The 20,825-nt window shown below is 37.9% G+C and carries 15 protein-coding genes and 2 tRNA genes; 13 read left to right on the forward strand and 4 right to left on the reverse strand.

The features are described 5' to 3' along the window. Positions 1-104 precede the first annotated feature (104 nt). The gene (locus ABVM49_RS14050; protein WP_038600373.1) at positions 105-377 is read left to right on the forward strand and encodes an HU family DNA-binding protein; all 273 of its coding nucleotides are present in this window, start codon (positions 105-107) and stop codon (positions 375-377) included. A 121-nt stretch (positions 378-498) separates the two neighbouring features. On the opposite strand, the gene menA is transcribed toward ABVM49_RS14050, so the two are convergent. Then, positions 499-1,401 (reverse strand): 1,4-dihydroxy-2-naphthoate octaprenyltransferase, encoded by a 903-nt coding sequence (gene menA / locus ABVM49_RS14055; RefSeq protein ID WP_375252558.1) that lies wholly within the window; start codon positions 1,399-1,401, stop codon positions 499-501. A gap of 103 nt (positions 1,402-1,504) precedes the next feature. On the opposite strand from menA, the gene ABVM49_RS14060 reads away from it, so the two are divergent. Beyond that, positions 1,505-3,178 carry an alpha-amylase family glycosyl hydrolase gene (locus ABVM49_RS14060; RefSeq protein ID WP_405202463.1) on the forward strand — a complete coding sequence of 558 codons (1,674 nt, stop codon included), beginning with the start codon at positions 1,505-1,507 and terminating at the stop codon, positions 3,176-3,178. Here the strand turns inward: ABVM49_RS14060 and ABVM49_RS14065 are convergent. From ABVM49_RS14065 to ABVM49_RS14075, 3 genes are all read right to left on the reverse strand, one after another. Continuing rightward, complete coding sequence (locus tag ABVM49_RS14065; RefSeq protein WP_405202464.1) at positions 3,175-3,714, reverse strand: NADPH-dependent FMN reductase; 540 nt, start codon at positions 3,712-3,714, stop codon at positions 3,175-3,177. The two genes, ABVM49_RS14060 and ABVM49_RS14065, sit on opposite strands and share 4 nt — an antisense overlap. Before the next feature lie 62 nt (positions 3,715-3,776). Continuing rightward, entirely contained in the window at positions 3,777-5,300 is a 1,524-nt protein-coding gene (locus tag ABVM49_RS14070; protein ID WP_405202466.1) for an OmpP1/FadL family transporter, read from the reverse strand. Positions 5,301-5,334: 34 nt separating this feature from the next. Beyond that, a complete protein-coding gene (locus ABVM49_RS14075; protein WP_405202467.1) occupies positions 5,335-6,459 on the reverse strand; it encodes a hypothetical protein in 1,125 nt (374 codons plus the stop codon). A 101-nt stretch (positions 6,460-6,560) separates the two neighbouring features. Here ABVM49_RS14075 and proS point away from each other — a divergent pair, with 101 nt between their 5' ends. The 11 genes from proS (at position 6,561) to ABVM49_RS14130 (ending at position 20,824) form a co-directional block, all read left to right on the forward strand. After that, on the forward strand, positions 6,561-8,039 hold the full coding sequence (proS, locus tag ABVM49_RS14080) for a proline--tRNA ligase (protein ID WP_405202468.1): 1,479 nt from the start codon (positions 6,561-6,563) through the stop codon (positions 8,037-8,039). 85 nt (positions 8,040-8,124) lie between these two features. Then, a tRNA-Glu gene (locus ABVM49_RS14085) sits at positions 8,125-8,196 on the forward strand. 57 nt (positions 8,197-8,253) lie between these two features. After that, positions 8,254-8,325: transfer RNA gene (locus tag ABVM49_RS14090), tRNA-Glu, on the forward strand. Between the two features lie 31 nt (positions 8,326-8,356). Further along, positions 8,357-8,608 (forward strand): 30S ribosomal protein S20, encoded by a 252-nt coding sequence (gene rpsT, locus ABVM49_RS14095; protein WP_035328248.1) that lies wholly within the window; start codon positions 8,357-8,359, stop codon positions 8,606-8,608. A 223-nt stretch (positions 8,609-8,831) separates the two neighbouring features. After that, on the forward strand, positions 8,832-9,182 hold the full coding sequence (gene rplS, locus ABVM49_RS14100; RefSeq protein ID WP_405202469.1) for a 50S ribosomal protein L19: 351 nt from the start codon (positions 8,832-8,834) through the stop codon (positions 9,180-9,182). Between the two features lie 581 nt (positions 9,183-9,763). Further along, positions 9,764-10,744 carry a hypothetical protein gene (locus tag ABVM49_RS14105; RefSeq protein ID WP_405202471.1) on the forward strand — a complete coding sequence of 327 codons (981 nt, stop codon included), beginning with the start codon at positions 9,764-9,766 and terminating at the stop codon, positions 10,742-10,744. A 210-nt stretch (positions 10,745-10,954) separates the two neighbouring features. Next, the gene (locus ABVM49_RS14110) at positions 10,955-13,177 is read left to right on the forward strand and encodes an NADP-dependent isocitrate dehydrogenase (protein WP_405202472.1); all 2,223 of its coding nucleotides are present in this window, start codon (positions 10,955-10,957) and stop codon (positions 13,175-13,177) included. Positions 13,178-13,300: 123 nt separating this feature from the next. Beyond that, on the forward strand, positions 13,301-15,679 hold the full coding sequence (locus ABVM49_RS14115; RefSeq protein ID WP_405202473.1) for a TonB-dependent receptor: 2,379 nt from the start codon (positions 13,301-13,303) through the stop codon (positions 15,677-15,679). Between the two features lie 6 nt (positions 15,680-15,685). Continuing rightward, a complete protein-coding gene (locus ABVM49_RS14120; RefSeq protein WP_405202474.1) occupies positions 15,686-16,579 on the forward strand; it encodes a DUF4249 family protein in 894 nt (297 codons plus the stop codon). 77 nt (positions 16,580-16,656) lie between these two features. Beyond that, positions 16,657-18,366: a M23 family metallopeptidase gene (locus tag ABVM49_RS14125; protein WP_405202475.1), complete on the forward strand. Its 1,710-nt coding sequence runs from the start codon at positions 16,657-16,659 to the stop codon at positions 18,364-18,366. After that, positions 18,356-20,824 (forward strand): carboxypeptidase-like regulatory domain-containing protein, encoded by a 2,469-nt coding sequence (locus ABVM49_RS14130; RefSeq protein ID WP_405202476.1) that lies wholly within the window; start codon positions 18,356-18,358, stop codon positions 20,822-20,824. Before ABVM49_RS14125 ends, ABVM49_RS14130 begins: the two co-directional genes overlap by 11 nt. Position 20,825 lies beyond the last annotated feature (1 nt).

Below are 20,825 nucleotides of genomic sequence, written 5' to 3' on the forward strand. Positions count from 1 at the left end.
CCGATTTCCCTTGCTATTGCTTGCGTAGGCGAATAATCCGTATAAATTTGTTAGGGAATTAAACATACAGTTTAACCACAATTAATTAATTAACAAATTATATTATGAACAAATCAGAATTAATCGACGGAATGGCAGAGCACGCTGGTATCACTAAAGCTGCAGCAAAAAAAGCATTAGAATCTTTCTTAGGAGACGTTGAAGGTACTCTTAAAAAAGGAGGACGTGTTTCTCTAGTAGGTTTTGGATCTTGGTCTGTATCTAAGCGTAATGCTCGTGAAGGAAGAAATCCTCAAACTGGAAAAACTATCAAGATCGCTGCAAAAAATGTAGTAAAATTTAAAGCTGGATCTGAGCTTGCATCTTCTGTAAACTAGTCGATTTTAAGTGTTATATAAAGAAAGGAAGCAGTAATGCTTCCTTTTTTTTTGTCGTATTTGTAAGTACTAGAACTATAATGGTTTTTAATACGCTTTCGCGAAAGCGTAACAACTACATTTAAAAGTAACTCCCCACAAAGAATAGCACGGCAAGTAAAAATGTAGACAACGCCACTTTTTTTAACTCTGGATCAAGCAAGGCGTGCTCCTCTGTATTTCTTACCGTAAGCATATGCTTAACCAGCGGTAAAAATGCTATGATAGATATATAGTCTAAAAGATCTGTTGCCCTCAAGGCTATAAAACTCACCCAGCAACAAATCGCTACTAGAAACAAGATGTTATGGTAACGCACGGCTCCCTTCTGCCCTAAAATTACGGCTAGGGTGTTTTTACCCACACGAGTATCAGACACACGATCGCGCATATTATTGAGATGTAATACCATTACAGAAAGTGCACCTATTGTTATAGCGGGCAATATATGTATGAAATGTATGTATTGTGTAAATAAAAAGAAAGAACCCAACACTCCTACAAGTCCAAAAAATAAAAAGACAAATACATCTCCTAATCCTTTATATCCATAAGCACTTCTACCTACGGTATACTTTATGGCTGCAATAATGGCTGCAATACCCAGCAATAAAAATAACAATGATAACAGAAATTGATCTTTACCAAAGGCGCTGTAAATTAAACTTAGTACAATCACTACTGTGATACTAGAAGTAATTATAATGGCCTTTTTAAGGTGTGCCGCAGTAAGTAAACCGCTTTGCATTGCTCTTGCAGGTCCCACACGCTCATCATTATCTGTACCTTTTACCCCATCTCCATAATCATTTGCATAATTTGATAAGATTTGAAACCCCAGTGTAGCTAGTATAGCAAGGCCAAAGATGAGACCATTATAAGCATTTTCTTGTAACGCTAGGCCACCACCTACTAGTATACCAGCTATAGAGAGCGGTAAGGTACGAGGGCGAGCAGCACTAAGCCAGACTTTAAATGAAGGCATAAAATATTTTAAGTGCGTAAATGTACTATTTTCTTTAGGCATCTACTCGTCTCAACTTTCAAAAGGATTTACTAGATTAGCTACTATTAAAACACCCATCGTTATGAAACTAAAATATGCACTACTAAGCGCCTCTGTAATTCTTTTACTTATAGCTTGTAAAAAGGAAGAAACTACTGTTGCTACAGCCCCAGTAAAGGAGAAAGCACCCTTCTTTTGGGAGGCTTCAAATATGTACTTCCTCCTCACAGATCGTTTCTATAACGGAGACACATCAAATGATGTTAATTTTAATAGATTAGAAGAAACTGCCACTTTGAGAGGTTTTGAAGGAGGAGACATAAAAGGAATCACAAAAAAAATTAAAGAGGGTTATTTTACAGATTTAGGAATTAATGCCATCTGGTTTACTCCTGTGGTTGAGCAGGTACACGGCCCGGTAGATGAAGGTACAGGTGTTACTTATGGCTATCACGGGTACTGGACAAAAGACTGGACGGCTCTCGACCCCAACTTTGGGACAAAAGAGGACCTCAAAGAGCTTATAGAGACGGCACATACTAATGATATACGCATCGTTATGGATGTGGTTCTTAATCATACAGGACCGGTAACAGAGCAAGATCCTTTCTGGGGTACAGATTGGGCTAGAGAAAATCCTAACTGCGCTTTTAGCACTTATGAGAACACAACAGCTTGCAGCCTTGTAGAAAATTTACCAGACATACTCACAGAGAGCTCAGAAGAGGTAACACTACCTCCCACGCTTATAGAAAAGTGGAAAAAAGAAGGACGCTATGAAGAAGAAATTGCAGAGCTAGATGCCTACTTTGTTTCAAATAATCTTAAAAAGACACCACGTAACTATATCATAAAATGGCTTACAGATTATATACGAGAGTATGGTGTAGATGCTTTTAGAGTAGACACAACAAAACACGTAGATGAAGAGTCTTGGGTGGTGTTGCGTACTCAAGCAGATAAAGCATTTGCAGATTTTAAGACCAACAACCCAGATCTAGTACTAGATGACACAGACTTCTTTATGTTTGGCGAAGTGTATAACTACTCTGTAGACGGCGGACTTGCTTATGATTTTGGTGATAAAAAGGTAAACTATTTCGAAAATGGATTTGATAACCTCATCAACTTTCAATTTAAGTATGATGCGCAGGGTAACTATGAGTCCTTATTTAATAAATATGCTTCCATAAAAGACTCGCTATTTCTAGACAAGAGTTTTGTAAACTACGCAACCTCTCACGATGATGGGCAACCATTTGACAAAGACCGCACTAAAGCTATAGAAACTGGCACAAAACTCCTCCTAACGACAGGTATCTCTCAAGTTTATTATGGTGATGAGACGGCACGTGACCTCACTATAGAAGGTACTCAAGGCGATGCAACTTTGAGAAGTTTTATGAACTGGGACTCAATAGATACAAAGACTACAGGTGATGTACTCTCTCACTGGCAAAAACTAGGTGTTTTTAGAAAGAATCATCCGTCGGTGGGTGCAGGTACTCACGAGATGCTTAGCGAGACTCCTTATGTCTTTAAAAGAGCATTTACAAAAGACAACTTTACAGATACAGTAGTCGTAGGTTTAGACCTAGCTGTGGGTAAAAAGGAAATTGTGGTGGGTAACGCTTTCGCGAAAGCGGAAAAACTTAGAGACGCATACTCAGGAAAAGAGGTTACCGCAATGAATGGAAAGGTATCGCTAGACACGCCTTACAGTATAGTACTACTTGAAGTTGCTAGAGATTACTAATCTAGTGCTTGTAAAAAAGAAGCTACAACTTGGCTAATACCCATCTCAAGATCAGGATTTGTTATGCCTGATTCTGTACTATCAAAATTATCTTGAAATGATGGGAAGCTAAAACTCTCTACTACCTCACCTCCAAAACGTGGTGCTGTCTCTTTTATATAATTTAAAGCAGAGGCTGCACCGCGAGCTCCCGGAGAGGTACTTACCACAAGAAGTTTTTTACCGGCTAGAAAATTACGGTCTGCACGTGAAAGCCAGTCAAATATGTTTTTAAAAAAGGCAGATATCATTCCGTTGTGTTCATTTACGGCAATTATGACACCATCTGCTTCGGCAATTTTATTTTTAATAATCTGTATATCTACGGGAATACCGCGCTCTTGCTCTAGGTCAAGATTATACATAGGTATATCGTAAGATAAGAGTGATAAGCTTGCAGCCTTATGATTGTGTATACTAGATACTACATAATCTAGTAGTTTAGTATTTATAGATTTTGTGCTGTTACTTCCTGATAATGCTATTATTGATCCCATACAGTTATAAAAAAAAGACTACCCGAAGATAGTCTTTTTTATGATTGATGAATTGATGACTTTTATAAGCTTAGTGTAAGTGTTGCTATAATAGATGTATTATCACTTGCCACTGTCGTGCTATTGGTCAAGCCCGTACTGTACAAAGAAGTAGTGCGATCTTGTGTGAAATTGTCATAAGCAACATCTACTTTTACATTTCCAAAATTATAACCTACACCTGCCGAATAACCTGTTAACTCACTTACGGTTGTTTCATCTTTAAAAGGGCTATCTTCATATCTGTAACCCGCTCTAAAGCTCCACTCTTGTGCCCTTATCTCTCCTCCTAGCTTGAGTGCATTTACTGGCCGGAGTAAATTATCTATTGCAGCATTTTGAGCATTAAAGAAGGCATCACTCTCCGGTCTAAAACTTAAGGCAGTGTAATCTTTATATGAGTAATCTAAACTTATAAGTCCTTTTTTTCCAAAAAGATATGCGACACTACTTGTATATTTTCCAGGAGATTTAATTTCATAACTTTCATATACATTAGTTACTCTAGGGTTAACTACAGTAGTAAATACACCTGCATCATCTACCGCGGTGGTTGTGATTCTTTGTGTGGTTTCTTCATCTATTGTTGTCCAAGTAGGAGAGTCATATGTAATTCCTACTCTTAAATTATTAGTTACTTTTGAAATTGCTCCTAGTTGAAAAGAGAAGCCGCTTCCTATAGTTCTTAAATTATTTTCAAAACGAATATCGGTAACGTTTGTAAATCCCTCATCTGGGCCAGCATCGTTAGACTCAAACAGCACCGTAGATTGATTATAATCTAAAAAATGAGAGTTTAAGTTGAGGCCTACGTAAAGATTATCATTATACTGCGCTCCAATGTTAAATGAAGCTTTGCCGCTATACCCTTCTGAAGCAAATAGATACTCTTGCTCATAGGCTTCGCCTACCGTATTTACAAAATACTCTGTATTGCCTGGATCATTTGTTAAGGGATCAAGAATAAATGATTGATATCCTAATAATGCTTGCTGTGCTCCAAAACCTTCAGTCTCTCCTAGAAATTGATATAAATCAGTCACAGACTCACCGTCAAGAGTTTCTAGTAAATCAAGAGGTACTCCTTGCGCAAAATCTGAAAAATATGACGATATCGAGTTAGTATTAGTGCCTATAGCTCTATATTGATTGTCAAGGTTGCCTATGCGGTCATAGTTAAATCCTAAAGAAAATTTATTCCATCCCGAGTTTCCAGCTCCATCTATGATAAAAACTCCTCCTGCTTGGTTAAGGGAAAGATCTGTGTCTGAAGAGCTCGTACTATTTCCTAAAAATGTGGTTGTGTTATCTAAATTGTCATTAGACAAAGAGAAAGAAACCGTTCCTTTTGTAAATACAGCACTTGAGGCTGGATTATCACCTATTGCACTAAGGTCACCACCTAGTGCTCCAAAGGCACCACCCATCGCTCTATACCTGGCTGTACCTGTTGTGTTTGAAGTACTATAATTAAGTGCTTCTGCTATACTTTGGGCAAAAGTTGTTCCTGAGGCTGAAATGGCCAGTATTAAAAATAATTTTTTCATATGTAGTTTTTATTGCTAAATGAACTGTGTAGGATTATCCTCTACGACCTCCGCTTCTGCTTGAACTTGAAGTAGATCTTGATCCGCTACTTCGAGATGAAGAAGAAGACGGTCTGCTATAAGAATTCCTTCTAGATGAAGAGCTTGGTCTAGACGTTGGTCTTGATGGTCTAGAAGATGGCCTTGCTTTACTTCCGCTAGGTCTTGAAGAAGGTCTTGATTGAGTTCCACTAGGTCTAGTAGGGCGGCTATTAGGCCTTGTTGTAGGTCTTGTTCTTGAAGAAGGTCTTGAGTACGTATTAGGTCTAGAACCTGTAGATGGTCTTTGTGCACTATTAGGCGTGCCTCTAGACACTCCATTTCTATACGTACCATTACGGCTCGAAGTAGGTCTTGCTGTGCCTTTGTTACGGCTGTAAGTTGCTCTACTTCTAGATGAAGTTCTTAGTCTCGACCTTGAGGCAGCAATAGCATCTGTTGCGCCCATTCTTCTTCCAGAACTATTTATAGATCTTCTACCAGCACTATAAGCCACTCGATTACCATTATACCTATGATTTGCATACCCGTAGTTAAAATTATTAAAACGATTAAAGTTACCATAGTAGTAGAATGGACTGTAGTAAGCAAATCCACCTCCCCAAAAAGGATTGTAATAAGCACCTCCATACCAAGGGGACCAGAAGTTTCCTCCCCATCCAAAGCCTCTACCCCAGCCTAAACCACCGTTCCAACCTAAACCACCCCAGCGATTCCATCCCCAAATAGGACTATTGTTATAGATTGTAACCTGCACATCTTGAACCTCATCACCCCAAGCACCATAGCCAGTAGCAGATTCAAAATCTGTTCCATCTACGTAGATAGCATTGCTTTCTTCAGAAGAATATTCTTCTATATCTGTGAATATAGCTCCCTCTCCTTCTAACTCACCGAGCTCTTGTGCACCTTTTTCAAAATAGTTCTTATAAACTTGAGTATTTGATCCGTTAGAAGAAGTTGCTTCTTGCGAAGTGGCATTAGCAGATTCATTACTGCTGTATATACCATCGTCATCATAAACTTGCTGTGAGGCACTACAAGCAACAAGTAATGTAGCTGCAAGTGCAGATAAAGATAAACTCTTAATTGAAGTTCTGAGTGATGTAGAAAAATTCATATCGGTGCTGTTTTAATTGTTGCTTGGTGTAAAAATACCTAATTTCGCTTGGTAATTTTACGTTAAGAGAAGTCACAATATTTGTGCCAAAATAGATTTTTATGGGCAAGAAACTCACAAAAAGAAGTGAAGATTATTCAAAATGGTATAATGAACTAGTAGTTCAAGCAGACCTTGCAGAAAACTCTGCTGTACGTGGGTGTATGGTTATAAAACCATATGGTTACGCAATCTGGGAAAAAATGCAAGCAGAGCTGGACCGTATGTTTAAAGAGACTGGGCACGAGAATGCTTACTTCCCATTATTTGTACCAAAAAGTTTATTTGAGGCAGAAGAGAAAAATGCAGAAGGTTTTGCAAAAGAATGTGCCGTAGTAACACACTATAGGTTAAAAACAGACCCTGAGGACTCTTCTAAACTTATTGTCGACCCAAACGCAAAGCTAGAAGAAGAACTTATAGTAAGACCAACTAGTGAAGCCATTATATGGAATACTTACAAAGGCTGGATACAGTCATATAGAGACCTTCCATTACTTATTAATCAATGGGCAAATGTTGTAAGATGGGAAATGCGTACACGCCTTTTCTTAAGAACAGCAGAGTTTTTATGGCAAGAAGGACATACTGCACACGCAACAAAAGAAGAAGCACTACAAGAGGCTGAGCTTATGAATAATGTGTACGCAGAGTTTGCAGAAAACTTCCTTGCTGTACCGGTTATAAAAGGAGTTAAAACAGAAAGTGAACGCTTTGCAGGTGCAGATGAGACCTATTGTATAGAGGCGCTTATGCAAGACGGTAAAGCACTACAAGCAGGAACATCGCACTTCTTAGGTCAGAATTTTGCAAAAGCATTTGATGTAAAATTTACTTCAAACCAAGGAAAACAAGAGCACGTTTGGGCAACCTCTTGGGGGGTGTCAACACGACTTATGGGAGCACTTATTATGACTCATAGTGATGATCAAGGCTTAGTACTACCTCCTAATCTAGCACCTTTTCAAGTTGTAATAGTGCCTATTTATAAAAATCAAGAGCAGCTAGATGCTATATCTCAAGTAGCAAATGAACTTGTACAAGATTTAAAGCTACACGGTGTATCGGTAAAATTTGACAATAGAGACACCCACAAACCAGGATGGAAGTTTAATGAGTATGAACTCAAAGGAGTTCCTTTAAGAATAGGCATAGGCCCAAAAGATCTAGAAAAGCGCACAGTAGAATTAGCACGAAGAGATACCTTAACAAAAGAATTTGTAGCAAAAGAAACTGTTGTAGATACCGTAATAACGCTACTTAAAGAAATTCAAGAAAACTTATATAATAAAGCCAGAGATTACAGAGATAGTCATATAACAACTGTAGACAACTTTGAAGACTTTAAGGAAACCCTTGACACCAAAGGTGGTTTTATAAGTGCTCATTGGGACGGCACTACCGAGACTGAAGATAAAATTAAAGAAATAACAAAAGCAACAATAAGATGTATTCCGCTTAACGCGAAAAATGAAGAAGGTATATGCGTGTATTCTGGTAAAAAATCATTGCGTAGAGTACTGTTTGCCAAGGCCTACTAAAAAAGTTTTAAAAAAACTTTCAAATTGGTTTGTATCATCTAGAAATATGTTTATTTTTGCATCCGCAATTTAAGCGATTGTTCTAGGCCCGTTCGTCTATCGGCTAGGACGCATGGTTTTCATCCATGTAAGAGGGGTTCGATTCCCCTACGGGCTACAATTTTTGATTTACAATTCTAGAGGCTATATTAAGAAATATGAAACTAGAATTAATGGCCCGTTCGTCTATCGGCTAGGACGCATGGTTTTCATCCATGTAAGAGGGGTTCGATTCCCCTACGGGCTACAATTTTTATAATTATTTAGAAAAAACAATAATGGCAAATCACAAGTCAGCTTTAAAGAGAATTAGAAGCAACGAAGCAAAGCGTCTTAGAAATCGTTACCAGCACAGAACGACTCGTAACGCGATCAAAAGATTACGCGATATGACTGAGCAAAAAGATGCTCAGGCTTTATATCCTGCTGTAGCTTCTATGATTGACAAGTTAGCTAAGCGCAATATTATACACAATAATAAAGCTGCTAACCTTAAATCTAAGCTTGCAAAGCACGTAGCAACTCTTTAAGAGATCTACGCTTTAGACATACTAAGAACTTCTATAGGGCTATGGAGGTTCTTTTTGTTATTTAAAATGTTGCTTAATATTGCTTTCGCGAAAGCGTAAAGAATAAAATTAAGACGCACTTTGAACAATTTAAAACCGCAAGTAAAATTGCACCCGCTTAGGTTAACCTCTGACGATGATCGTGAATGTTGCCCTAACGTAAAACCACTTTAATATCCATAAAATGGAAGATTTAGTAAAATTCGTACAAGACGAATTCATCCCAAAAAATGATTTCCCAACCTTTGCAGCAGGTGATACTATCACTGTGTACTATGAAATTAAGGAAGGTGAAAAAAGTAGAACACAGTTCTTTAGAGGAGTTGTGTTACAATTAAGAGGTACTGGAAGAACTCAGACTTTTACAATTCGTAAGATGTCTGGTACTGTAGGTGTAGAGCGTGTATTCCCGCTTAACCTTCCAGCTATCCAGAAGATTGAAGTAAACAAAAGAGGTGTTGTACGTCGTGCACGTATCTTCTACTTCAGAGGTCTTACAGGTAAGAAAGCTCGTATCAAAGAGAGACGCGGATAGTCTTACTGGACAATTTTATTCTAAAAGCTTCACTTATACAGTGAAGCTTTTTTTATGAACAAAAGTTAAGAAGTGAAGTTGATAACAGGTTGAAAATTAAATAAATACATTTTAAGCTAACGAGTCATAACAATTACTATATTTATGGTGTTCTAATCCACTAGACGATTTTAACCATCCAGAAAACTATAATAGTATCACCGTATTATTTTAGTTAAGTTGTGGTTACTAATAAGACCCGCTGCACAAACTAGATAAGTAGATAGTTTAAATGGTCTACTATTTGAATAATCTTAAGTAACGCAACATCGCTGAGATAGTTTGTTTTACATTGACAAACAACACTATTTCAGCAGAAATTGAACGGTTACAGTCATTAAAAACACTGTTATAAAACTTCAAGGGTTTACCGGTAAAGCAATTTCTAAAAAGCCATATCAACGTACTTTGTACAGGGATATGGCTTTTGTTTTTATATAAATGAACGTTACACTTCTCAAAACCTGTGGAAACTTTTATCGGATAGTACTATTATTTTAACATTTCCCACGATATTTAAACCAACTAAACATCAATCAATTATGAAAATAATATACCTATCAGTGATAGTATCACTATTGGTTTTTACATCTTGTGAAGAACCAGACAACGCAATTAATTATGTCTTAGATAACGTAAGAAACGGAGCTGTGCTGCGTACCCGCGCAATTAATAACTCAGTATATGATATACAATCACCTACTACACCTATTTCTTACGTACTTGAGATGCAAGATGGAAACGAGGGAGAATTACTTGACCGTGTAGATGTCTTTCTATCATTTGTAGATCGAACATCTCAAAATGGAGACAATAGCACATCTTCAGTGCTCTTTAAAACACTTAGCGCATCAGATTTTACACAAGGTGAGCGGGGTTATCCAGTCACAGAACTAACAATAACAACTCAAGAGCTTCTTGAGAACACTAACCTTACTACAGATGAAATATCTTGTACTGATAAATTTGTTATAGACTTAACACTGCATCTTACCAATGGACTGGCCTTTAATCACGACAACAGCATAGGTCCTATTATAAGTTACCCAGGCTCTATAAACTCTCCATTCAGCTATGATATATATGTTGTAGAAGGCATCGATAATGATAAGTTTACAGGAGTTTATGACTACAGCAGTGTAGTAAATGGATTTGATGGTCCTACTTTTCTAACTCCAAATCAATTTACACTTGAAAGATCACGACCTAATGTTCGTTATTTTGAAATATTTAGAGACACGCAACAAATGTTTGATGGTACATTTATATTATCTGAAGTTGAGTTTACTATAGCCTGTGATCAAGCCATAATGACTCGATACATACGCTCAGCTATAGTCTGTTCTGCACGTGTAGAAGCTGACCATCAAGTGCTATTAGGTCCATCTAACGATTTAAACGGCACAATAGACGAAATAGACGACACGGTATTTGATTTACGTTTTATTGAAGGATTTGAAGGTAATGACGGATTTTGTGGTTGGCCTGTAACTCCTTCCACTTTTAGACTTACAAAACAATAATTGTAATACAGACATATTGTCAAAATATCAAATAAGAAGCACAGCGAGTTTTGTGATAGATAAACATAAATAATTAGGTTGAGTTTAACAGAAAAGATGACTTAAGTTAGACGTGATTTTAGGTGGAAAAATGCCTTACAAATTACTATATTTGCTAGGCTTGCCCAGCAAGTAAATTTCAACTGATTTATTAAATAAAAAAACTCCTGAATGGCGACAGATAAAACCACCATTAAATATACACTTACGGATGAAGCTCCTATGCTTGCAACACATTCATTCCTCCCTATCGTAAGGCGCTTTACAAAATCTTCTGATATTGAGATGGAGCTAGTGGATATCTCTCTGGCTGGTCGTATCATAGCAAACTTTTCTGAATATCTTACAGAAGATCAAAGACAAGAAGATGCGCTTGCAGCACTAGGAGAACTTGCAAAAAAACCAGAAGCTAATATTATAAAGCTTCCTAATATCTCTGCTTCTATACCACAGCTTACAGCGGCTATAAAAGAATTACAGAGTGATGGATATGCAATTCCAGATTTTCCGGAAGAGCCTACAACAGATGAAGAAAAATCAATACGTGCAAGATTTGCAAAAGTACTAGGTAGTGCTGTTAACCCAGTACTACGTGAGGGTAACTCAGACAGACGTGCACCTAAGCCAGTTAAGCAATATGCTCGCAATAACCCGCACAGTATGGGTGCTTGGAGTGCAGACTCACAGTCTCACGTAGCGACGATGTCTCACGGAGACTTTAGAAATAACGAAAAGTCTGTTACAATAAAAGAGGCAGGCAACATACGTATAGAACACGTAGATGCTGCTGGTAAAGTAACAGTACTTAAAGCCGAGACTCCGGTTCTTGCAGATGAGATTATAGATGCTTCTCTTATGGAGAAACAAGCGCTTATAAACTTTTTAGAAACTCAAGTTGCAGATGCAAAGGAGAATGATCTTTTATTCTCTCTGCATATGAAGGCGACAATGATGAAGGTTTCTGACCCAAAAATATTTGGTCACGCAGTAAAAGTATTTTTTGCTCCAGTATTTGAAAAGTATGGTGCTACTCTTGATAAAATAGGTGTAGATGTAAATAATGGTTTTGGAGATTTACTTGCCAAAATAGAGGAATTACCAGCATCTGAAAGAGAAGAAATCAAGGCGGTTATACAAGCTTGTTATGATGCTCGTCCAGACCTAGCAATGGTAAACTCAGATAAAGGAATAACAAACCTACACGTACCTAGTGATGTGATTATAGATGCATCTATGCCAGCTATGATACGCGCTTCTGGACAAATGTGGAATGCACAAGGAAAGCAACAAGATACTAAGGCAGTTATACCAGATAGTAGCTATGCAGGTGTTTTTCAAGAAACTATAGAGTTTTGTAAAAAGCACGGTGCCTTTGACCCTACTACTATGGGTACAGTACCTAACGTAGGTCTTATGGCTCAAAAAGCCGAAGAATACGGATCTCACGATAAGACTTTTGAAATACCTGCTGCAGGAACAGTACGTACCGTAGACAATGCAGGTAACGTTCTTACAGAACACACGGTAAACGAAGGTGATATCTGGAGAATGTGCCAAGTGAAGGATGCACCTATACGTGACTGGGTAAAACTTGCTGTAAGTCGTGCGAGAGCAACTGGATCTCCAGCTGTATTCTGGCTAGACAGTGAGCGTGCACACGATGCAGAGCTTATTAAAAAAGTAAATCTTTATCTTAAAGATCACGATACAGAGGGACTAGATATACAGATTATGTCTCCTGTACTAGCGACACGTTTCTCACTTGAGCGTATTAAAAATGGTCAAGACACTATCTCAGTAACCGGTAACGTACTGCGTGATTACAATACAGATCTTTTCCCAATACTTGAAGTAGGGACCAGTGCAAAAATGTTATCTATTGTACCACTTATGAATGGTGGTGGACTTTTTGAAACAGGTGCTGGAGGATCTGCGCCTAAGCACATACAGCAGTTTCTAGAAGAAGGTCACCTGCGTTGGGATTCTCTTGGAGAATTTCTTGCACTAGCGGTGTCACTAGAGCACGTGGCTACTACTAAGGGTAATGAGAGAGCACAAATACTTGCAGATACACTAGACGAGGCGACTATCAAGTTTTTAGAAAACAGAAAATCACCTTCTCGTAAAGTAAACGAGTTAGATAACCGTGGTAGTCACTTCTACCTTGCATTATACTGGGCACAAGGACTAGCTAGCCAAACTAAAAATGCAGATCTAGCCGCAGAGTTTGCTCCTATTGCAAAAGCAATGGAAGAAAATGAGCATACTATTATAAATGAGCTTAATGCAGCACAAGGAAGTCCTCAAGATATAGAGGGTTACTACAGTGTGAGTAGTGATAAAACATTTGCAGCAATGCGACCAAGCGCTACTTTTAACGCGATTATAGATTAAGGTTTTTACGCTTTCGCGAAAGCGTAATCATCACCGACAAAAGCCTCTTCAAAAATGAAGAGGCTTTTTATTTTTAACAAGTTTATCGGTATTTTGTCACTAGCTTTACTTCAAATCTTTACAATGAAAAATATTTTATACGTACTGATATTTTTAGGGTCGTTACAACCCTTATTCTCACAAGAAAAATATACGTTAAGCGGTACCATTACAGATGTATCAAGTAATGAAACCTTGATAGGAGTAAGCATCTTGTTTCCTGAGTTTAATGATGGAGTTGTGACTAACTCATATGGCTTCTACTCTATCACCTTGCCCGAGGGTACTTATAAGGTACAGGTAAGCTACTTAGGCTATAAAGATGTAATAGAAACTATAGAGCTCAACAAAGATATACGTAAAAATATAGCTCTCTCTACATCACTAGAGCAACTCGATGAGATTGTCATAGAAGAGAAAGTAGAACGTGTGAGAATACGTAAACCACAAATGAGTGTAAATGCACTCACCTCTGAGACTATAAAAAGTATTCCAGTTGTACTAGGAGAGGCAGATGTTATAAAAGCGATACTCCTGCTACCTGGTGTAACGAGTGCTGGTGAGGGAGCTTCTGGCTTTAACGTCAGAGGTGGCGCTGCAGATCAAAACTTAATTCTTCTAGACGAGGCTACTATTTTTAACTCCTCACACCTCTTTGGTTTCTTTTCGGTTTTTAACCCAGATGCTATTAAGGATTTGAAACTATATAAAGGAGGGATACCAGCTAGATATGGTGGACGGGTGTCTTCTGTACTAGATATTTATCAAAAGGAAGGTAACAGCAAGAAAACAAAAGTTACAGGAGGTATAGGAGCTGTAGCAAGTAGACTCCTGGTAGAAGGACCTATTGTAGAGGATAAAGCGGCTTTCCTTTTTGGCGGTAGAGCCTCTTATGCACATTTATTTTTACCACTATTTGATATAGATAATAAAGCATATTTCTACGACCTTAATACAAAGATTAATTATAAGATCAATGATAATAATAGCTTGTATCTATCTGGTTATTTTGGCCGAGATCTTTTTAGCGTAAGCGATAGTTTTAAAAATGTATATGGTAATGCGGTAGGTAATTTGAGATGGAACCATATTTTTAGCGACAAGCTATTTTCAAACGCCTCTCTTATTTATAGCGATTACTACTACGGGCTTGATCTAGACTTTGTAGGCTTTGAGTGGAACTCTGGTATTAACAATATAAATATCAAATATGATCTCACTCACTATCTTAATGACAAGATGAAGATCTACTCAGGTATTAATAACTTATACTATACTTTTAATCCTGGTAAAATTCAACCTAATGGTCCAGACTCTGGAATTATAGAAGAGCAACTGGTTAAGAAATATGCAAATGAGTTTGCTGCATATGTAGACGTAGAACATAAATTATCGCAAAACCTAACAGTGGAGTATGGTTTACGTTTTAGTAATTTTACGAGATTAGGACAAGACGAGGTTAATATTTACAGTAATGACCAGCCAGTATCTTTTGATCCTTTCTTGCTTATATATCAAAGCGAAGACCCTATAGGAGTAGACACCTCTTTTTCACGAGGAGATAAACTCGCTACTTATAATGCGCTTGAACCTCGCATTGCAGCTTCTTATGCTTTTAATGACGATACATCAATTAAAGCGAGTTACACGAGACTAGTACAATACTTACATTTATTATCTAACACAAGCTCCCCTACTCCGCTTGACATCTGGACACCCAGTGGCCAGTATGCAGCACCACAACAACTAGATCAATATGCCATAGGTTATTTTAAAAATCTTGAGATAGGAAACAGCGAGTACACTATAGAAACCGAGGCTTTTTATAAAGACATAGATGGCCGTATAGACTACATAGACGGAGCCCAGCTTATTGCAAATGAAGCCATAGAGCAAGTTATTTTACAAGGTGAGGCTAGAGCCTATGGTCTTGAGTTTTTACTACGTAAAAATGATGGGAAATTTAAAGGTTTTCTAGCTTATACCTTATCAAAATCTGAACAACGCACACCAGGAAGAACACCAGAGGAGCTAGGCATAAACCGCGGGCAGTGGTATAACACACCTTATGATAAAACTCACGACATCTCTATGAATCTCAATTATGAGCTTAATGACAAGTGGAAATTTGGTAGTAACTTTTTATTCCAAACTGGACAGCCGACTAACTTCCCTGTGGGTCAATTTGAGTTTCAAGGTATAGTTATCCCTACTTACGGTCCTCGTAACGAGCAACGATTACCTAATTACCATAGATTAGACTTAAGCGCGACACTTACCCCAGAAAAAAATAAGAACAGATCGTGGCAGTCAGAGTGGGTTTTTAGTATTTACAATGCCTATAACCGTCGAAATGCAGCCTCTATTAACTTTAGGCAAAATGCAGAAACTGGAAATAACGAGGCAGTAAGAACAGCAATTTTTGGAATCATTCCTGCGGTTACCTATAATTTTAAATTTTAGTAAGAGATGAGATATATAACACTCCTTATAGCATTACTACTAGTATTTACATCGTGTGAAGATGTAATAGATGTAGATCTTAATGATGAAGACCCTCGCCTTATTGTAGATGCCTTAATACGCATAGATACTACGCAGCAATTAACAGCAGCAAACATTAAAGTCTCCCTATCTTCATCGTTTTTTGGTGAGATACAACCAGCAGAAGTAGAAAGTATGTTTATTCAAAAAGCAGACGAGTCTGGTTTTGTACCCTATGAGCCTGTACCGGGTGAACCTGGTGTTTACAGACCCTTTGCTACCACAGTCTCTCCCGTAGCAGATAACAAAATAGTAACAAGCTGGCTCACTAGCGATTCTGAGTACTTAATATTTGTAACGTATCAAGATCAAGACTATTTTGCTAGAACAACCTTTGCTCCCTCTGTACCTATAGATACGGTAGAGCAAGGCGATGGTGGGCTTTTTGACCCAGATGATAAGGAGGTTACTATCGCCTTTACAGATATTCCAGATGATGATAACTATTATGTGATAGATCTAGACTTTAATGAATATCTCCCTACAGAAGACCGCTTTTACCAGGGGCAACAATTTGAGTTCTCCTATTTTTATGACTCAGATGATACTCCTCTCAACCCTGGAGACACTATAGATATAAGCATTCTAGGGGCAGATGAGCAGTTTTATGACTATATGAATGGACTTCTAGAACAAAGTCAGCAAGGAGAAAACGGTCCTTTCCAGACACCTACTGCCACGGTAAGAGGTAATTTTCTTAATATTACTGACATAGATAATATAGATCAGTTTGATAATTTAAACAGACCAGATGCGTTTATTCTAGGGTATTTCTCATTATCGCAAGAGTTTTCGGCGAGCTTAGTTATTGAGGAATAGTGTTGCGCTTTCGCGAAAGCGGACTTATCACCACCGTCATTTTTAATTATACAAAGCTATTACTTACTTTAGTACCTATGTCTAAAAGATTGCTATTATCATTTGCGCTAGTCCTGATAACTGGATTAATATATTCTCAAAATGAAGTTCCTGAAAATTACTTTTTAAATCCGCTAGATGGCGAGCTTGTACTTGCTGGAAGTTTTGGAGAGCTACGTAGCAACCACTTTCACAGTGGGCTTGATTTAAAAACACAGCGCAGAACTGGCTTACCCGTTTATGCAGCAGCCGAAGGTAGTATCACACGCATAAAAATATCTCACTATGGTTACGGAAAAGCTATTTATGTGGCTCACCCTAATGGTTATACCACCGTGTATGGACACTTACAGAAATTTTGTCCAGAGGTAGAAGCTTATATAAAACGAGCACAATACAAAAAACAGTCTTATGAGATTGAGCTATTTCCTAAAAAAGGAGAGCTCACAATAGGTCAAGGAGAGATACTTGCATATAGCGGTAACACAGGAAGTAGTGGCGGCCCTCACCTACATTTTGAAATACGTGATGGTAACTCGAGACCTATGAATCCATTCTTATTTGGACTCAACGCAAAAGACACTAGAAAGCCTACCATAAATCATCTTAGGGCTTACCCACTTGATGCGCAGTCTACAATTAATAAAGGAACCGAAGCTATAGATGTGCGCCTCACTCAAAAGTCGGACGGGAGTTACCAAGCCGAAAATATAAAGGCAAAAGGCTCGATAGGATTTGCAATAGGTACCATAGACCAGCAAGATCTAGCAAATAATAAAAATGGGATTTACGCTATTACAACGTCATTAAACGGTGAGACCAATTTTGAGGTAAAAATGGATAAATTTTCCTTTGCCGAAACAAGGTATCTCAACCGAATGATAGATTATGGGTTATATAAAGACAAAAGAAAGCGCGTACAGAAATTGTTTATAGAGAGAAATAATCCACTTAGTATATACACTCAGCAGGTTGATAACGGTATACTTACAATAGAAGATAGTCTTGCTTACCAATACCAAATTAAAGTAAAAGATTATGCTCACAACGAAGTGATCATAAACATACCCATAAGCGGGACTAGTGATACTATCTCCCCAAGAAACACAGCTACCGACTACAAAGACTTTGTATACAGTGACCAAGGGTACAATTTTAACGAAGGAAAATTTGAGGTATATATTCCTAAAGGAGCATTTTATGATGACTACTCTTTAAATCTCAAAGCAGAGGGTGACAAACTCACTTTACACAAGGATGTACTACCTGTACATAAAAACATAAGTATCTCATATGACCTATCTGGTTATAATGAGGCAGATCGTGATAAGTTATATCTAGGTAGAATAAACTACAAAGGTGATGTGTATTACAGCAACACTCGTATTAAGGATAATAAACTTCAAATTAACACACGTACCCTAGGAGAATATACAATTGCAAAAGACACAGACCCGCCGGTGGTAAAGGCGAGCAATTTTACAAAAGGTAAATGGATGTCAAAATATCGCTACCTTAAATTTGAGATAAAAGACCTGGCAAGTGGTATAAAGGGATACCGTGCTACAGTAAACGGTAAGTTTATCTTACTTGAGTATGAGCCAAAAACCAAAACACTTACACACGATTTTAACGATAATGCCGTTACAGATACTAAGAACGAACTCAAACTTATCGTGACTGATAATGTGGGAAATAGTACTACATTTGAAACTACATTCTTTAGAAAACCATCCATTGAAAAATAACTACCTCCTACTCATCCTACTTTTATGTTTTACAACTCTAGGTCTTGCCCAAACGGCAACTATAAGAGGCATCATACTCGATGATAAAAACACACCTGTACCAGGAGCTTCGGTTGCGTTTATGGGAGATGGTACTGTTACAAATGATAATGGTTTTTATGTGATAGTGATTCCTGCAAATGAAGACATCACAATATCTTATACTTATGTGGGTTTTAAAAAAATAACACAAACCTTCAACCTCAAAGCAAATGCCGATATTGAGTTTAACCCAGTATTAAAATCTGATATTGAACAACTAGGTACAGTTATTATTACCACTACTACCAGGCAGCGTGTAGAAGGCGTGACTACCATAGCTCCAGAGACTATACGCAAGACACCAGGTGCAAATGCGGGAGTAGAAAATCTTCTCAAGTCATTACCAGGAGTGAGTAATAACAATGAGCTAAGTACACAATATGCTGTGCGCGGTGGTAACTTTGACGAGAACCTAGTATACATTAATGAAATAGAAGTTTACCGTCCATTTTTAGTACGCTCTGGACAGCAAGAAGGATTGAGTTTTGTAAACAGTGATCTCGTTCAAAATGTAGCTTTTAGTGCTGGAGGGTTTCAGGCAAAATATGGAGACAAACTTTCTTCTGTACTTGACATTACCTATAGAAGGCCTGTAGATTTTGCGGCCAGTGTAGATGCCAGCCTTCTAGGCGGTAGTATCTCTGGCGAAGGAATTTCTAAAGACGGAAGATTTACAGCACTTGCAGGTGTACGTTATCGCGATAATAGCCTTCTTGTAAATGCAAAACAAACAGAAACGAACTTTAAACCACGTTTTTTTGACGCTCAGTCATTGCTTACGTATAAGTTCACAAATAAATTTCAACTAGACTTCTTAGGAAACATTGCGATAAATAAATATGACTATGAGCCACTTACACGACAAACCAATTTTGGTAGTCTTGCAGATCCTCTAGCCCTTATTGTCTTTTATGAAGGTCAAGAAGAAGATAAGTATGAGACTTACTTTGGAGCCTTAAAAGGTACTTATCAACTTAATGAGCATACCACACTCAAAGTTTTAGGATCTGCATATCACACACAAGAGCAAGAGTATTTTGATATTTTTGCAGACTATCGTTTAGGAAGACCTAATACTAATATAGGTGATGAAGACCTAGGTGATGTAGAGTTTACACAAGGTATAGGCTCACAACTTACACACGCTCGTAATGATCTAGATGCTCTTTTTATAAATGTAGAGCACAAAGGAACGTATCTAAAAGATACAGACCAGATAGATTGGGGCATAAAATATACCCGTGAAGATATACGTGATAGACTAGAAGAATATGAGGTTATAGACTCTGCAGGGTTTTCTATAAGACCACCTATAGGAGATTTTACAAATGAGCAACCTTATGCCGCATTTGATGCGCCTCTTGAGCCCTTTACAAACATACGTGCTCGTAATAATGTGCAGATTAATAGACTCTCTGCTTATGGACAATACAGTAAACGCACCGAGATAGGAAATAACGAGCTCTGGATAAATGCTGGAGTACGAGCACAACAGTGGATGGTAAGCGGAGATAACATTGAGAGTACAACACAAACCGTAGTAAGCCCGAGAGCACAACTTAGTTTAAAACCTGGTGGCAACTCAGATATGATTTTTAGACTATCCGGAGGTCTCTATGCACAACCTCCTTTATATAGAGAGTTGAGAGACTCACTGGGACAGGTACGACCAGATGTAAAAGCTCAAAAATCTTTTCATCTTGTAGCCGGTCACGACTGGAGTTTTAATCTTTGGGAACGCCCATTTAAACTAGTGACAGAAGCATATTATAAAGGTCTTACAGATGTAAATCCATATACCTTAGAAAATGTACGCATACGTTACAGAGCTACAAATAATGCTACGGCAAGAGCTTATGGTATAGACACCAGACTTAATGGTGAGTTTGTACCAGGTACACAAAGCTGGATAAGTCTAGGTGTACTGCGCACAGAAGAAAATATAGACAATCAAGGGTATATACCTAGACCTACAGATCAACGATTAAAGGTTGCTTTTCTATTTCAAGACTACGCGCCTAATATTCCTAGTTTGAAACTTTACATTAATATGGTATACCAGACAGGCCTACCTGGAGGATCACCTAGTTATGCAGATCCTTATGTGTTTTCAGAATTACCTAGATTGAGAGATTATTTTAGAGCAGATGCAGGTATAAATTATGTCTTTACAGATGCATCAAAACCGTTCCCAAAAGGTCACTGGCTACACGTCTTTAAGGATCTTACGGCTGGTTTTGAAATCTATAATATATTTGATAGACAGAACTCAATTACAAACACCTTTGTAAGAGACGCAAGTACACAACAGCAGTTTGCAATTCCTAACTTTTTATCTCCTAGAGTTTTTAATGTACGAGTATCTGCTAAGTTCTAGA

Source organism: Dokdonia sp. LLG6352-1, assembly GCF_045055815.1.
Classification (GTDB): domain Bacteria; phylum Bacteroidota; class Bacteroidia; order Flavobacteriales; family Flavobacteriaceae; genus Dokdonia; species Dokdonia donghaensis.

Coding starts and splice junctions, on each gene's coding strand:
- ABVM49_RS14115 (WP_405202473.1), top strand. CDS start 13,301: ATGAAAAATATTTTATACGTACTGATATTTTTAGGGTCGTTACAACCC.
- rplS (WP_405202469.1), top strand. CDS start 8,832: ATGGAAGATTTAGTAAAATTCGTACAAGACGAATTCATCCCAAAAAAT.
- ABVM49_RS14125 (WP_405202475.1), top strand. CDS start 16,657: ATGTCTAAAAGATTGCTATTATCATTTGCGCTAGTCCTGATAACTGGA.
- ABVM49_RS14050 (WP_038600373.1), top strand. CDS start 105: ATGAACAAATCAGAATTAATCGACGGAATGGCAGAGCACGCTGGTATC.
- rpsT (WP_035328248.1), top strand. CDS start 8,357: ATGGCAAATCACAAGTCAGCTTTAAAGAGAATTAGAAGCAACGAAGCA.
- proS (WP_405202468.1), top strand. CDS start 6,561: ATGGGCAAGAAACTCACAAAAAGAAGTGAAGATTATTCAAAATGGTAT.
- ABVM49_RS14065 (WP_405202464.1), bottom strand. CDS start 3,714: ATGGGATCAATAATAGCATTATCAGGAAGTAACAGCACAAAATCTATA.
- ABVM49_RS14120 (WP_405202474.1), top strand. CDS start 15,686: ATGAGATATATAACACTCCTTATAGCATTACTACTAGTATTTACATCG.
- ABVM49_RS14105 (WP_405202471.1), top strand. CDS start 9,764: ATGAAAATAATATACCTATCAGTGATAGTATCACTATTGGTTTTTACA.
- ABVM49_RS14110 (WP_405202472.1), top strand. CDS start 10,955: ATGGCGACAGATAAAACCACCATTAAATATACACTTACGGATGAAGCT.
- ABVM49_RS14075 (WP_405202467.1), bottom strand. CDS start 6,459: ATGAATTTTTCTACATCACTCAGAACTTCAATTAAGAGTTTATCTTTA.
- ABVM49_RS14060 (WP_405202463.1), top strand. CDS start 1,505: ATGAAACTAAAATATGCACTACTAAGCGCCTCTGTAATTCTTTTACTT.
- ABVM49_RS14070 (WP_405202466.1), bottom strand. CDS start 5,300: ATGAAAAAATTATTTTTAATACTGGCCATTTCAGCCTCAGGAACAACT.
- menA (WP_375252558.1), bottom strand. CDS start 1,401: ATGCCTTCATTTAAAGTCTGGCTTAGTGCTGCTCGCCCTCGTACCTTA.